At 74.0% G+C, this 12548-nt stretch carries 14 protein-coding genes; 6 read left to right on the top strand and 8 right to left on the bottom strand.

Annotated elements, in window-relative coordinates; genetic code table 11:
* Nucleotides 1-45: 45 nt before the first annotated feature.
* Nucleotides 46-1038 carry a nitronate monooxygenase family protein gene (locus Q7T67_RS13290; RefSeq protein WP_304790262.1) on the bottom strand — a complete coding sequence of 331 codons (993 nt, stop codon included), beginning with the start codon at nt 1036-1038 and terminating at the stop codon, nt 46-48.
* A gap of 76 nt (nt 1039-1114) precedes the next feature.
* Here Q7T67_RS13290 and Q7T67_RS13285 point away from each other — a divergent pair, with 76 nt between their 5' ends.
* Both Q7T67_RS13285 and Q7T67_RS13280 read left to right on the top strand, forming a co-directional pair.
* Nucleotides 1115-1714 (top strand): PadR family transcriptional regulator, encoded by a 600-nt coding sequence (locus Q7T67_RS13285; protein ID WP_304790259.1) that lies wholly within the window; start codon nt 1115-1117, stop codon nt 1712-1714.
* A gap of 38 nt (nt 1715-1752) precedes the next feature.
* Nucleotides 1753-2115, top strand: a complete 363-nt coding sequence (locus Q7T67_RS13280; protein WP_304790256.1) for a hypothetical protein — start codon at nt 1753-1755, stop codon at nt 2113-2115.
* 72 nt (nt 2116-2187) lie between these two features.
* Here the strand turns inward: Q7T67_RS13280 and Q7T67_RS13275 are convergent, their stop codons facing one another.
* The 5 genes from Q7T67_RS13275 to Q7T67_RS13255 form a co-directional block, all read right to left on the bottom strand.
* Nucleotides 2188-3213, bottom strand: a complete 1026-nt coding sequence (locus tag Q7T67_RS13275; RefSeq protein ID WP_304790253.1) for an LLM class flavin-dependent oxidoreductase — start codon at nt 3211-3213, stop codon at nt 2188-2190.
* Nucleotides 3214-3262: 49 nt separating this feature from the next.
* On the bottom strand, nt 3263-3937 hold the full coding sequence (locus tag Q7T67_RS13270; RefSeq protein ID WP_304790251.1) for an HAD family hydrolase: 675 nt from the start codon (nt 3935-3937) through the stop codon (nt 3263-3265).
* Between the two features lie 10 nt (nt 3938-3947).
* Entirely contained in the window at nt 3948-5120 is a 1173-nt protein-coding gene (locus Q7T67_RS13265) for a zinc-binding dehydrogenase (RefSeq protein ID WP_304790248.1), read from the bottom strand.
* A 128-nt stretch (nt 5121-5248) separates the two neighbouring features.
* Entirely contained in the window at nt 5249-5431 is a 183-nt protein-coding gene (locus tag Q7T67_RS13260; protein ID WP_304790245.1) for a hypothetical protein, read from the bottom strand.
* A gap of 106 nt (nt 5432-5537) precedes the next feature.
* Nucleotides 5538-5810, bottom strand: coding sequence for a hypothetical protein (locus Q7T67_RS13255; RefSeq protein ID WP_304790242.1), 273 nt, complete (start codon nt 5808-5810; stop codon nt 5538-5540).
* A 302-nt stretch (nt 5811-6112) separates the two neighbouring features.
* Here Q7T67_RS13255 and Q7T67_RS13250 point away from each other — a divergent pair, with 302 nt between their 5' ends.
* Nucleotides 6113-6322, top strand: a complete 210-nt coding sequence (locus Q7T67_RS13250) for a hypothetical protein (protein ID WP_304790239.1) — start codon at nt 6113-6115, stop codon at nt 6320-6322.
* A gap of 215 nt (nt 6323-6537) precedes the next feature.
* Nucleotides 6538-8775 (top strand): molybdopterin oxidoreductase family protein, encoded by a 2238-nt coding sequence (locus Q7T67_RS13245; RefSeq protein WP_304790236.1) that lies wholly within the window; start codon nt 6538-6540, stop codon nt 8773-8775.
* Nucleotides 8776-8841: 66 nt separating this feature from the next.
* Here the strand turns inward: Q7T67_RS13245 and Q7T67_RS13240 are convergent, their stop codons facing one another.
* Nucleotides 8842-9651: an enoyl-CoA hydratase/isomerase family protein gene (locus Q7T67_RS13240; protein ID WP_304790233.1), complete on the bottom strand. Its 810-nt coding sequence runs from the start codon at nt 9649-9651 to the stop codon at nt 8842-8844.
* Nucleotides 9652-9782: 131 nt separating this feature from the next.
* Entirely contained in the window at nt 9783-10421 is a 639-nt protein-coding gene (locus tag Q7T67_RS13235) for a TetR/AcrR family transcriptional regulator (protein WP_304790230.1), read from the bottom strand.
* A 389-nt stretch (nt 10422-10810) separates the two neighbouring features.
* Here Q7T67_RS13235 and Q7T67_RS13230 point away from each other — a divergent pair, with 389 nt between their 5' ends.
* On the top strand, nt 10811-11566 hold the full coding sequence (locus tag Q7T67_RS13230) for a sigma-70 family RNA polymerase sigma factor (protein WP_304790227.1): 756 nt from the start codon (nt 10811-10813) through the stop codon (nt 11564-11566).
* Complete coding sequence (locus Q7T67_RS13225; RefSeq protein ID WP_304790224.1) at nt 11563-12408, top strand: PAS domain-containing protein; 846 nt, start codon at nt 11563-11565, stop codon at nt 12406-12408. Before Q7T67_RS13230 ends, Q7T67_RS13225 begins: the two co-directional genes overlap by 4 nt.
* The last annotated feature ends 140 nt before the right edge of the window (nt 12409-12548 follow it).

Genomic DNA, 12548 nt, shown 5'->3' with positions numbered 1-12548 from the left:
GCGGGGCGGCGCGGGCCCTGGGCCCGGCGACGCGCCGCCCGGGGCTCAGACGGCGGCGCCCTGGCCCAGCAGCCCGGTGAGGCGGCCGCGGATCAGCTCGTCGGCCTCGGCGACCATCCGCTCGACGAGCTCGTGGCAGGTCGGGACGTCGTTGATGATGCCCTGGACCAGGCCGACGGACCAGACGCCGCGCTCGGGGTCGCCCTGCTCGTAGACCTCGCGGCCGCGCGAGCCGGCGACGAGCGACTGGACGTCCTTGAACTCGCCGCCCTTGTTCAGGATCTCGACGACCTCGCGCGAGACGGCGTTGGAGGCGACGCGGGCGGTGTTCCTGAGCGGCCGGAACATGAGCTCGGTGTCGCGCTCGGTGTTCTGGACGATCTGCTGCTTGACGTTGTCGTGGATCGGCGACTCGACCGTCGCGAGGAACCGCGAGCCCATGTTCACGGCGTCGGCACCGAGGGCCAGCGCGGCGACGAGGCCGCGGGCGTCGCCGATGCCGCCGGAGGCGATCATCGGGATGGTCAGCTGGTCCGCGGCGGCGGGCAGCAGGACGAGGTTGGGGACGTCGTCCTCACCGGGGTGACCGGCGCACTCGAAGCCGTCGACGGAGACCGCGTCGACGCCGAGCTGCTCGGCCTTGACCGCATGGCGGACCGAGGTGGCCTTGTGGATGACCTTGATGCCGTGCGGCTGGAAGTCCTCGAGGTGCTCCTTGGGGTTGGAGCCCGCGGTCTCGACGATCTTGATGCCGGCCTCGATGATCGCCTGGCGGTACTCCGCGTACGGGGGCGGGGTGATCGCCGGGAGGATCGTGAGGTTGACGCCGAACGGCTTGTCGGTGAGCTCGCGAGTGCGGGCGATCTCCTTCGTCAGCTCCTCCGGCGTCGGCTGCGTCAGCGCCGTGAGCATCCCGAGGGCCCCGGCGTTGGCGACGGCGGCGACGAGCGGGGCGCGGCCGACCCACTGCATGCCGCCCTGCACGATCGGGTGCTCGATCCCGAACGTCTCGGTGAACCTGGTCTTCAGTTGCGTCATCTCGTCCTTCGCAGCGCGTGCCGTGGGGTAACCGTCCAACTTGTACGGTGCAGATCGTAGTGCTAGCGTCGGAGACGTGTCAAATGCCCGTCTCGTCGTGGCGTCGTACATCGCCCTCGGCGTCACCGCGCGGCGTGGCCCGACCACCTCCTACGACCTCAAGCGCTACGTCGCGGAGTCGATCGGCTACTTCTGGCAGATCCCCCACGCGCAGCTCTACGCCGAGCCGCAGCGGCTGGAGGACCTCGGCCTGCTGCGGTCCCGCAGCGAGGATGGCGGGCGCCGACGCCGGTTCTTCGAGATCACCGACGCGGGACGCGAGGCGCTCGCGGCCTGGTTGGCCGATCCCTCCACCGACGCCCCCGAGCTGCGGGACACGGGCCTCCTGAAGCTGCACTTCGGGGCCCTGGCGACCCCCGGCGACGTCCGGGCGCTCGGGGAGCGCCAGCGCGAGGTCCGCGAGGAGCGCCTGCAGCGGTTCCTGGAGTTCGAGGCGGAGTACGACGGCCGGCCCGGGCAGGAGCACCAGCTCGTGACCCTCCGGCTCGGTCAGGCCTACGAGCGCATGTTCGCCGCGTTCTGGCAGCAGGTGGCCGACTCCGCCGAGGACCTCGCCGACGGGCGCGTCGCGTCGATCGAGATGCGGTTCCTCACCGACGGGGAGGACGGGGGCTGACGCCCGTCCCGCCGGCCGATCGGGATACGGTGCGCGCCATGCTCTCTCCCCGCCGCGCGTTCGGGCCGTTCATGGCCGGCATGGGCGTCCTGCACCTCGCCGCACCGAAGGTCTTCACCCCGGCGATGCCGGCCTACCTGCCCGCGCACCGCGAGCTGATCCTCCTCAGCGGCGCCGTCGAGCTCGTGGCCGGCGCGGCGACGATGCACCCGCGCACCCGGCGCTTCGGGCGCCTCCTGGCGGCCGCGACGATCGTCGGCGTCTTCCCCGCCAACGTCGAGATGGCGATGCACCCCGAGCGGTTCCCCAAGCTCCCCGGCGGGCAGCGCACGCTGATCGCGCGGCTGCCGCTGCAGGTGCCGCTGTTCCTCCTGGCGCTGCGGGCCGGCGGACGCGACTGAGGCCGCGCCCACTCCCGACGACCCCGTCGGGAGTGGGTGGTCGCCCGCCCGACCGCGGCGGCGGGCCGGGCCCTACGTCGCGAAGTTCGGCGACCAGCCCAGGGCGGGGGCGACGTCGCGGGCGATCGTCTCGAGCAGGCGGGCGTTGTACTCGACGCCCAGCTGGTTGGGGACCGTCAGCAGCAGGGTGTCGGCGGCCCGCACCGCGACGTCGCGCCGGAGCTCCTCGGCGATGACGTCGGGCTCGCCGGCGTAGGTCTTGCCGAAGCGCGAGAGCGATCCGTCGAGGACCCCGACCTGGTCGCCGCCTCCGCCGCGGCCGAAGTACCGGCGGTCCTCGTCCGTCGTGATCGGCAGGACGCTGCGGCTGACCGAGACCCGCGGCGTGCGCTCCCAGCCGGCCTCGCCCCACGCCTCGCGGAACAGCAGGATCTGCTCGAGCTGCAGCTGGTCGAACGGCACGCCGGTGTCCTCGAGCAGCAGCGTCGAGCTCATCAGGTTCATGCCCTGCCGCGCCGTCCAGACGGCGGTGTCCCGCGACCCGGAGCCCCACCAGATCCGGTCCGCGAGCCCCGGCGCCTGCGGCTCGATCGCCAGGCGCATGCCGGTGCCGGTCCGTCCCGGGGTCGACTCGGCCACGCCGGCGCCGCCGATCGCCGCCCGGAACCGCGCGGTGTGGTCGCGGGCCATGTCGGCGTCCGTGCGGCCCTCGGCGGGGACGTGGCCGAACCGCGCGGCGCCGTCGAGCGCGGGCTCCGGGGAGCCGCGGCTGATGCCGAGCTGCAGGCGCTGGTCGGCGAGCAGGTCCGTCGTCGCGGCGGCCTCCGCCATGTACAGCGGGTTCTCGTACCGCATGTCGATGATGCCGGTGCCCAGCTCGATGCGACTGGTGCGCGCGGCCATCGCGGCCAGCAGCGGGAACGGCGAGGCGATCTGCCGCGCGAAGTGGTGCACGCGCACGTACGCCCCGTCGATGCCGAGCTCCTCGGCGGCGACGGCGAGCTCGACGGACTGCTTCAGCGACTCGCCGGCCGTCGTCGTCATCGAGCCGGGGCTGCGCCCCCAGTGGCCGAAGGAGAGGAAGCCGATGCGATCCATGAGGTCACTCTAGCACCGAAACGGACCGCGGTCCATTTGTTCGGGTCGGTCAGCCCCGGATCGCACGCGCCAGCGCGTCCGGCAGCGCGGCAGGGTCGTCGAGCACGGCCACCGCACCGGCGTCGCGGAGCTCAGGCCCGTGGTCGCCCGCCCAGGTGACCCCGACCCCCGGGACGCCCACGGTCGCGGCCGCGTCGAGGTCGTGGTGGCGGTCGCCGATCATCACGGCGGGCGGGTCGCCGGCGGCCCGGAGGACCGCGGCGAGGGTCGTGGCCTTCGCCACGTCGCGCTCGTCCGGACGCGGCCCGTGGATCCCGTCGAAGCGGTCGGCCAGACCGATCCGCGTGACGATCTCGGTCGCGAACGTCCGGATCTTGGAGGTGACCACGACGAGCCGCCAGCCGTCGGCGCGCAGCGCGTCCAGCGCCTCGGGGATCCCGGCGACGGCCGTGGTGGCCGGGATCCCGTCGCGGGCGTAGCGGGCGCGGTAGCTCGTCAGGAGCGCCTCGACCGCGGCGGGGTCGGCGGGACGCCCGGCGTCGGTCAGGAGGGTCGCGGCGGTGTGCTCGAACGGCGGTCCGAGGAACCGGTGCAGCTCCTCGGGCCGGCGATCGGGCAGCCCGTGCTCGGCGAGCGCCCCGCGCAGCGCCGCGGCGAACGGGCCGCGGGAGTCCACGAGGGTCCCGTCGAGGTCGAAGCAGGCGAGCGGCGCGGCGTCGGGCACGCCGCCGACGCTAGCTGTCCAGGACGGCGGACCCGACGGCGCGCGGGTCGACCAGCACCTTGGCGTGGGTCGGGTCGTCGCCCAGGGCGGCGAAGGCCGTCCCGACCCCCTCGAGGCCGACCGTCCCGGTGATCAGCGGGCGCGGGTCGACCGTCCCGTCGGCGAGCTGGTGCAGCGTGTCGCGGAACTCCAGCGGCGTGTAGCCGAAGACGAACCGCAGGTCGATCTCCTTGTTGATCCCCATCGCGGGCGTGATGCGGTCCTCGCCGACGCAGACGCCGACGACGACGATCCGCGAGTACATCGGGGCGCCGGCCATCAGGTCCTGCAGGATCCCCGGCACCCCGACGCACTCGAAGACGACGGGGGCGGGCGGGGTCGCGAGGCCGGCCCGGTCCGCGGCCCGCCAGAGGTGCCACCAACCGACGGGCAGGCGGGACATCCTCTCGATCGTCCCGACGGCGAGCTCGAGCGTGGCCGGGATGGATCGCAGGTGCTTCTCGGCGCCCGCCTCCCAGGGCGAGGCGTCCGTCGGGTCGACGACGACGTCGGCGCCGCAGCGGGTCGCGAGGGCCCGGCGGCCGGCGGAGGGGTCGCTCGCCACGACGGTCCGGACGCCCTGGGCCTTGAGCATCAGGATCACACCCAGGCCCACGGGCCCGCAGCCGACGACGACGGCGGTCTGGCGCTTCCCGACCTCGCCGCGCAGGACCGCGTGGTGGGCGACGGCCATCGGCTCGGTCAGCGCCGCGATCTCGGGGTCCAGGCCGTTGGGCACCGGCAGCATGAGCGACGCCTCGACGAGCACCTGCTCCGCGTACGCCCCCGGCGCGTGCCGGGAGAGACCGGTCAGGTCGATCGCGTCGGCGTCGCGGTTGCGCAGCATCGGCAGCGCGACGACCGGCGTGTCCTCGGGGACCGTGCGCTTCGTGCCCGGCCCGTACTCCGCCACGCGCCCGCAGAACTCGTGGCCCAGGACGACGGGCTGGGCGACGCGGCCGAAGCGCTCGTAGCCCACGCCCTCCGCCATGTCGGCCCAGTCGTCGAAGCCGTGGCGGGCATGGAGGTCGGAGCCGCAGACGCCGCAGCGGACGACCTCGAGGCGGACCTGACCGCGGGCGGGGGTCGGCTCGGGGAGGTCCTGCACCGACAGCTCGGTGTTCTGACAGACGACGGCGCGCATCGGCGGCCTGCTCTCGGGTCTCGGACGGCGGGGACCGTCGCCGCGACGGAGCGCGGGGCCGGCGACCGAGGGTCTACCACGCGCGAGGGGCGCGGGGGAGGACCGGCGGGCGGTGCCGCCGCCCCGGGTCAGTCGTCGTCGGGACGCTCGTCGGACGGATGCCGCACGAGCGGGCGGACGCGGGACGTGCGTCGCGCGGGACGGGGCGGCGCGGTCGGGCTGTAGGGGGCGTAGCTCCGCAGGCGCTGCCGCGCGGCGATGACGCGGTCGAGGTCGCGGGCCGAGAGCGTGGAGTCGGTGTCCTGCGGCATGGCCCGCGGTCGATACCCCCTCGATCCGCCGATATTCGTCGCCATCGATCCCGTCGCACCGCACCGCGGGGCCGGGGCGGCCGCCCCGGCCGCGGCCCGCGCCGGCTCAGTGGAGGGAGAGGAGCGGTGCGACGAGCGACGGGACGTCGACGACGCCGCCGGGGCCGGGGCCCTTCGAGCTGCTCTCCACGGAGCCGACCATGACGATCCCGAGCACGATCAGGAGCACCGCGATGATCGCCAGGAGGATCTTCGCGTTGCGGTTGGCGAAGAGCGCCGCGGTCTGCCGGAAGAAGCCGGGCGGCGGGTCGTCGGTCGTGCCGTCCTTCCGGGGCGGTGCGGGCTGGTGCGGGCTGGGGTCGCCCGGCTGCGTGCTCATCGGACGCCTCGGCGGGTGCGGGTGCGGGGGAGGGTCATCTGGGTGCTCCAGGGGTCGGGGACCGTCCGGCCGCGGCTACCCGGGGCGCGGCGACGCATTCCCGGGTGTCGTCGTCGCGGTCGGCCGGGGCCCCGTCGCCCCGGAGTGCCGACGGGTCACGGAACTTTCGGGGTCGGCGGCGGTCCAACGGACAGTCCACCCGCCGGGCGGACGCGACCGAGGACGACCGCCACGTGACCCGCCGACCGACGCATCAGTCCCTCCCCGCATCCCCCCGCGGGCCGCGGGCGTAGGACCGGCACATGGAGATCCTCGGCTCGATCCTGGGCGTGGTGCTGATCGGCATCGGCGTCGCGGGAGCCCTCAACGTCCGCCGCACGCGGGACCAGATCGTGCAGATCAACCGCACCCGTCCTCCTGGTGACCGGGCGCGATCCGTCGCGGGCGTGACGGCGTGGTGCGCCGTGAGCGTCGCCGTGGGCCTCTTCCTGCTGGTGTGGGCGATCGGCTGAGGCGGGCACAGCGCGCTGTCGGGGCGACGCGTCGGGCGCTCCTGCACCGAGCGACGGGTCGGTCGCGTCCGCGGGTCGGGCCGGACCGGACCGGCCGGGCCGGGCCGGGGCGGACGACATCGGTCCCTGACGGGGGCGATCAGCGGGCACAATGGCGGCATGACCGTTCCCCGACGTGCTCCCGACGCCGACCTCCGGTCGTGGGCGCCGACGTCGTGACCACCACCGTCAACCGCCAGTGCACGCTGTGCGAGGCGCACTGCGGCATCCGGGTGGAGGTCGACGGCCGGGACGTCGTCCGCATCACCGGCGACCCCGACGACCACCGCTCCCAGGGCTACATCTGCCCCAAGGCCGCAGCGCTCGCGGACCTCTACGAGGACCCCGACCGGCTGCGCGCGCCCGTGCGGCGGACCGCCGACGGGTGGGAGCAGATCGGGTGGGACGAGGCGATCGCGTACGCCTCGAAGGGGATCCGGGACGTCGCCCGGCGCCACGGCGACCACGCGGTCGCCAACTACCTGGGCAACCCCGGCGCGCACACGTGGTCGCTGCTGTCGTTCGTCGTGCTGCGCCTCGCCATGGCGTCGCGCAACAACTACTCCGTGTCCTCGGCCGATCAGCTCCCGCAGCACGTCGTCGCGACGGAGATGCTCGGCAACCCGGTCGCGCTGCCGATCCCGGACATCGACCGGACGACCCACATGCTCGTCCTGGGCGCGAACCCCGCGGTGTCGAACGGCTCCGTGCTCTCGGCCCCGGGCATGCGGGACCGGCTGCGCGCGATCACCGGACGCGGAGGCAAGGTGGTCGTCGTCGATCCCCGTCGCACGGAGACGACGAAGCTCGCGGCCGAGCACCTGCAGGTGCGGCCCGGCGGCGACCCGTTCCTCCTGCTCGGCATGCTCCACGTCGTCTTCGCCGAGGGGCTCGAGGACCTCGGACGGGTCGCCGCCTTCGCGGACGGGCTCGAGGAGCTCCGCGTGCTCGCGTCGGCGTGGCCGCCGGAGCGCGTCGCCGAGCTCACGGGGATCGACGCGGGGACGATCGCGCGGACGGCCCGCGAGTTCGCCGCCGCGGACCGGGCGGCGGCGTACGGCCGCGTCGGCGTGTGCCACCAGACCACCGGGTCGGTCACGCACTGGCTGATCACCGTGCTGAACGCCGTCACGGGCAACCTCGACCGCGAGGGCGGGGCGATGTTCACGAACTCGGTCGTGGACGCCACGCCGCTGTTCCGGATCCTGAACCGGCTCGGGATCGGCGCGAAGCTGCACCGGACGCGCCGGCAGCGCGTCTCGGGGTACCCGGACGCCCTCGGCGAGTTCCCGGTGGCCGGCCTCCCGGACGAGATCCTGACGCCGGGCCGCGACCAGGTCCGCGGGCTCGTGATCTACGCGGGCAACCCCGTCCTCTCCGCCCCCGGCGGGCGCCGGCTCGACACGGCGCTCGAGGACCTCGAGTTCATGGTCGCGATCGACTCGTTCGTCACCGAGACCACGCGCCACGCGAACGTCATCCTCCCCGCCGTCTCCCCGCTCGAGCGCGACGACCTCGACCTCGTCATCGCCGCGTTCTCCAACCGCAACCACGTGCGGTTCAACCCGAAGGCCGTCCCGCCGCGTCCCGGCGGCCGCGAGGACTGGGAGGTCATGAACGACCTCGCCCGCGGCATCGGGCGGGGCCGGGTCGGGCGACCGATCGGCCTGGCGGTCGCGCTGCTCTCGAAGGTCGGCCTGGCCGGCCCGTCGACGCTCGCGCAGCTCGCCGTCCTGACGGGGCCGCACGGCGTCCTCCGCCGCGGGCCCCGGAAGGGCCTGACGCTCGGACGGATCCGCCGGCAGCCGCACGGCATCGACCTCGGCCCGCTGGAGCCCCGCCTGCCCGGCGTGCTCACGACCCCGGACCGCCGCCTCCACCTGGCGCCCGCTCCGCTGCTCCGGGAGGCCGGGCGCCTGGACGAGGTCGCGTCGGAGAAGGAGGACGCCGCGGCCGCGGGCTTCGACATGACGCTGATCGGCCGACGCTCGGTGCGGTCCAACAACTCGTGGCTGCACAACAGCAGGCGGCTGATGAAGGGCCGCGACCGGTGCACCGCCCTGGTGCACCCCGACGACGCGGCCGCCCGCGGGCTGCAGGACGGGGACGCCGTGCGCGTCACCTCGCGCATCGGCTCGATCGAGCTCCCGGTCGACGTGTCCGACGAGATCCTGCCCGGGGTCGTCTCGATCCCGCACGGCTTCGGTCACGGCCGGCCGGGCGTCGGCTGGAAGCACGCGGCGACGAAGCCGGGGGTCAGCGTCAACGACATCACCGATCCGGGGGTGGTCGACCGGCTCACGGGGACCGCGGCGTTCAACGCGGTGCCGGTGCGGGTCGAGGTGGTGTCCGGCGACGCCGTCGCGCAGGACGCGGCCGCGGACCGGGCCGTGGCGGGCGCTCCCGGGTCCTGACGACGGTCGCCCGGGCTCTCGCGGGCCGCAGCGACGGCCCGCGAGGACCGCAGGGGCGCGCCCCGCTCAGCGGTTCCCGAACCGCGCGGCCCGCTTCTCGAAGAACGCCTCGACGCCCTCGCGGGCGTCGGCGGTGCCACCGAGCTCCCGCATCGACTCGCGCTCTTCGACGAGGCGGTCGCCGATCGTCGTGGTGGCGCTCGTGCGCAGCAGGCGCGCGGTCCGCGCCAGGGAGCGGGTGGGTCCGGCGGCCAGGCGGGCCGCCGTGCGCTCGACCTCGGCGGTCAGCTCGGCCCGGGGGACGGTCCGCGTCACGAGCCCCCACTCCAGGGCCTCGGTCGCGTCGAGGACGCGGTTCTCGAGCATCAGCTCCTGCGCCCGTCGGAGCCCGACGAGGTGGGGCAGGTGCCAGGTCGTGCCGCCGTCGCCGCTGAGACCGAGCGCCGGGAAGCCGGCGGCGACCCGCAGGTCGTCGGCGGCGACGACGACGTCCGCCACGAGCGCGATCCCCATCGCCCCGCCCGCGAACGCCCCCTGGATCCCTGCCACCACGGGCACCTCGAGGTCCGCGAGCATGGCGAGCGCCCGGTGGAACGGGGTGATCATCCGCCCCAGCTCGTCGGCCAGCTCGTGGGAGAGCCCGGCCATGTGGCGCAGGTCACCGCCGACGCTGAAGTGGTCCCCCTCGGCGACGATCACGACGACCCGCAGGTCCGTCCGTGCCGCGCAGGCGTCCACCGCGGCCAGGAGCTGGTGGGTGAAGAGCAGGTCGATCGCGTTGCGCGCCGCCGGCCGGACCAGGGTGATCGTGGCCCGGCCGTCGTCGAACGTGACGGCGACCCGGTGGTCGGTGGTGTCGGTGTCGGTGTCGGGCATGGTGATGGCGCTCTGGGGATCGGCAGTGCACGACCGGCGACTGCGGTGGTTGGTGCGGCCGCACGGCGGGATGCGGCTCCGTGGGCGTCGGGTCGGAGGCCGGGTGCGCCCGGCGGTCCGTGGGACGAGGTCTACGACCGCGCGGTGGCGGGGGCGTAGAGCGTGCTCCAGATGATGTCGGTGTAGGACTCGACCAGCCTCTCGAGGTCCTCGTCGGACGCGTCGCGGACCAGCTGGTGGAAGCCCCGCTCCGCCATCCACGTCAGCCACGCGGCGGTCTCGGCCGGCAGCAGGTTCGGGGCGACCGCGCCGGCCTTCTGGCCGTCCTGGATGTGGCGCCGCAGTCCGGCGGTGTTGCGCTGGACCAGCTCCTCGAACTCCTCCCGCACGGCAGGGTCGTAGGCGGCGGCGTCCGCCGCGGCGGCCATCAGCGGGATGTGCGGCCGGTAGGCGGTGACCACGGTGGACAGGGCACGGCGAAGGTCGTCACGCGAGGCGTCGCCGTCGAGGGCCCACCAGCCCCCGACCGCGTCGTCGACCTGCGACCGGATGTCCTGGAACCAGGCGCGCAGCAGCTCGCCCTTGTCCTCGAAGTAGACGTAGAACGTGGAGCGCGAGATGCCGGTCTTCGAGACGAGGCGCTCGACGCTGATCTCCGTGAAGCTCTCGCCGTCGGACACCAGCTCCTCGATCGCGACCAGGAGCTCCCTGCGCAGCGCGTCACGGCGCCGTGATCGGTTGCTCTGCGTCTTGCGGGTGACCGACGGCACGGGGCTGATCCTTCGCGGGAGTGTCCGGACAGCTCGCGGGATCCGTCCGGCTGCGGTGTCCGGACGGAGTGTAGAACGCCCCCGGCCGGCCGCACGATCCTCGGCGATCGTGGTCGTTCCCGATGCGGCCGGACCGGCCGAAAGTTGCACGCTCAAGCACCGCAGCCCCCCGGGGGGGCCCTTCCGCTAGTGTCCTCCGTACTCGGTAGGCGTCGGATGCGATCCAGGTCGCAGCGTGGCGTTGTCCGCGAAGAAGGTCCCGTTGGACGGATGCGATGACGGTCGCGATCTGATGACGGCCAATTCTCCTAGGACCCTCCGCGGGTCCCGATTGGCGTCACATGGCCGAAGGCCGCCCCGCAGACAGCTCCTACCGTGAACGCGATGCGATGGACCTCGCGCTCATCCGGCTGTACCGCACGACGCGGGACCCGCGCCGACTGGACAAGCTCGTGGTGCGCTTCCGTCCCATGGTGCGCCACATCGCCCAGCAGTACTCCCGCAGCAACGAGCCGCTGGACGACCTCCTGCAGGTCGGGCTCCTCGCGCTGCTGAAGGCGATCGAGCGGTTCGACCCGCAGCCCGGCGCGAGCTTCGGCGCGTACGCCCGTCCCACGATCAGCGGCGAGATCAAGCGGCACTTCCGCGACCACACGTGGGACCTGAAGGTGCCCCGTTCGGCGCAGGAGCTGCACGCTAAGGTGTCGCGTGCCCGGGTCGAGCACCCCGACGCCGGCCGCGAGGAGCTGGCCGAGATCCTCGACGTCACGGTAGCCCAGGTGCGGGACGCCGACCTCACGCGGCACGCCTACAACGCCAACTCGCTGGACTTCCGCACGGCCGACGACGAAGGCTCGACGCTCGGCGACCGTCTCGGGGTCGTCGAGGGCGGGTACAAGCAGATCGAGGACATGGACGAGGTCGACGACGCACTGTCGATCCTCGGCCCCCGCGACCGCGAGGTCGTGCAGCTCCGGTACTTCGACGAGCGCCTGCAGCGCGAGATCGGGGCGGAGCACGGGGTGTCCCAGATGCAGATCTCCCGGATCCTCAATCGATCGCTGCTCCAGATGGCCGACCACCTCGAGAACCCCACCGCCACCACCACGTCGAGCACCGACGACGACGCCGCGCTCTCGGCATGAGCGCCGGCGAGCCGCGGCCTGCGCTGCTGGCGGCGGTCGTCGCGGCCCTCGACGTCGTCTCCGACCACGTCGTCGTCCTCGACCCGCGCGGCCGCGTGGTCCACGTCAACGTGGCCTGGCAGCGCTTCTCGCTCGACAACGGCGGCGACGCGACGGACTGGATCGGCGTCGACTACGTCGCCCACAGCGCCACCCCGTGCGACGAACCCAGCGCCACGGACCCGATCAGCGACGGCCTGCGCGGCGTCCTCGAGGGTCGTGCGTCCCGCTTCCAGTACGACTACGACTGCCACGCCCCCGACGAGCTGCGGTGGTTCCGCCTGCTCGCGGTGAAGATGGAGCTCCCGGGCATCGGCGCGATCGTCACGCACACCGACATCACTCCGCAACGCCTGGCCGAGCGGGCGCTCGAGCACCACGCCACGCACGACGCGGCGACGGGCCTGCGCAACCGCGCCAGCCTGGAGCACCAGATGCGCCAGCTCGTCTTCGAGCGGCGCACCGTGGGCGCGATCCGCGTCGAGCTCGCCGAGCCCGGGTCGTCCGCCGAGCTCGTCCCCGATGCCGACGTCGCGCAGGTCGCGATGATCCTGCGCGAGCTGTTCCCGGCTCCGGCGATCCTCGGCCGCTGGGGCAGCGCGCGCCTGCTCGTCGTGCTCGCGGGCGCCACCGACGCACACCTCGACGAGAGCGCCGACGTCCTCTCGTCGACCCTCGACGCCATGAACCCGGACCTGACCGCGCACGTGCGCTGGCACCGGGTGCGCGACGAGCGCGACTTCGTGGCGCTCGACACCAGCGCGGACCTCGCCCCGCGGGGGCGGGGCGGGACCGCGGCCTGAGAAGAGGTCGACGGGGCCAGGATCCGTGACGGCGGATCCTCGGCCCCGTCGTTCGGGCCGTCCATGACCGGCGCGGGTGCGCCTGATGGTCATCGGTCAGCTGCTGGGAAAACGGGCCGGATCGCGGATCGGATGCGCGG

Source organism: Patulibacter sp., assembly GCF_030655195.1.
Taxonomy (GTDB): domain Bacteria; phylum Actinomycetota; class Thermoleophilia; order Solirubrobacterales; family Solirubrobacteraceae; genus Patulibacter.
Note: the sequence above shows the minus strand (reverse complement) of the source record. Positions and strands in the feature narration are given on the sequence as shown.

Bases quoted from the DNA above. Each gene is read 5' to 3' on its own strand.
- Q7T67_RS13290 (WP_304790262.1), bottom strand. From the start codon at position 1,038: ATGACGCAACTGAAGACCAGGTTCACCGAGACGTTCGGGATCGAGCAC.
- Q7T67_RS13280 (WP_304790256.1), top strand. From the start codon at position 1,753: ATGCTCTCTCCCCGCCGCGCGTTCGGGCCGTTCATGGCCGGCATGGGC.
- Q7T67_RS13275 (WP_304790253.1), bottom strand. From the start codon at position 3,213: ATGGATCGCATCGGCTTCCTCTCCTTCGGCCACTGGGGGCGCAGCCCC.
- Q7T67_RS13265 (WP_304790248.1), bottom strand. From the start codon at position 5,120: ATGCGCGCCGTCGTCTGTCAGAACACCGAGCTGTCGGTGCAGGACCTC.
- Q7T67_RS13260 (WP_304790245.1), bottom strand. From the start codon at position 5,431: ATGCCGCAGGACACCGACTCCACGCTCTCGGCCCGCGACCTCGACCGC.
- Q7T67_RS13255 (WP_304790242.1), bottom strand. From the start codon at position 5,810: ATGAGCACGCAGCCGGGCGACCCCAGCCCGCACCAGCCCGCACCGCCC.
- Q7T67_RS13250 (WP_304790239.1), top strand. From the start codon at position 6,113: ATGGAGATCCTCGGCTCGATCCTGGGCGTGGTGCTGATCGGCATCGGC.
- Q7T67_RS13240 (WP_304790233.1), bottom strand. From the start codon at position 9,651: ATGCCCGACACCGACACCGACACCACCGACCACCGGGTCGCCGTCACG.
- Q7T67_RS13230 (WP_304790227.1), top strand. From the start codon at position 10,811: ATGGACCTCGCGCTCATCCGGCTGTACCGCACGACGCGGGACCCGCGC.
- Q7T67_RS13225 (WP_304790224.1), top strand. From the start codon at position 11,563: ATGAGCGCCGGCGAGCCGCGGCCTGCGCTGCTGGCGGCGGTCGTCGCG.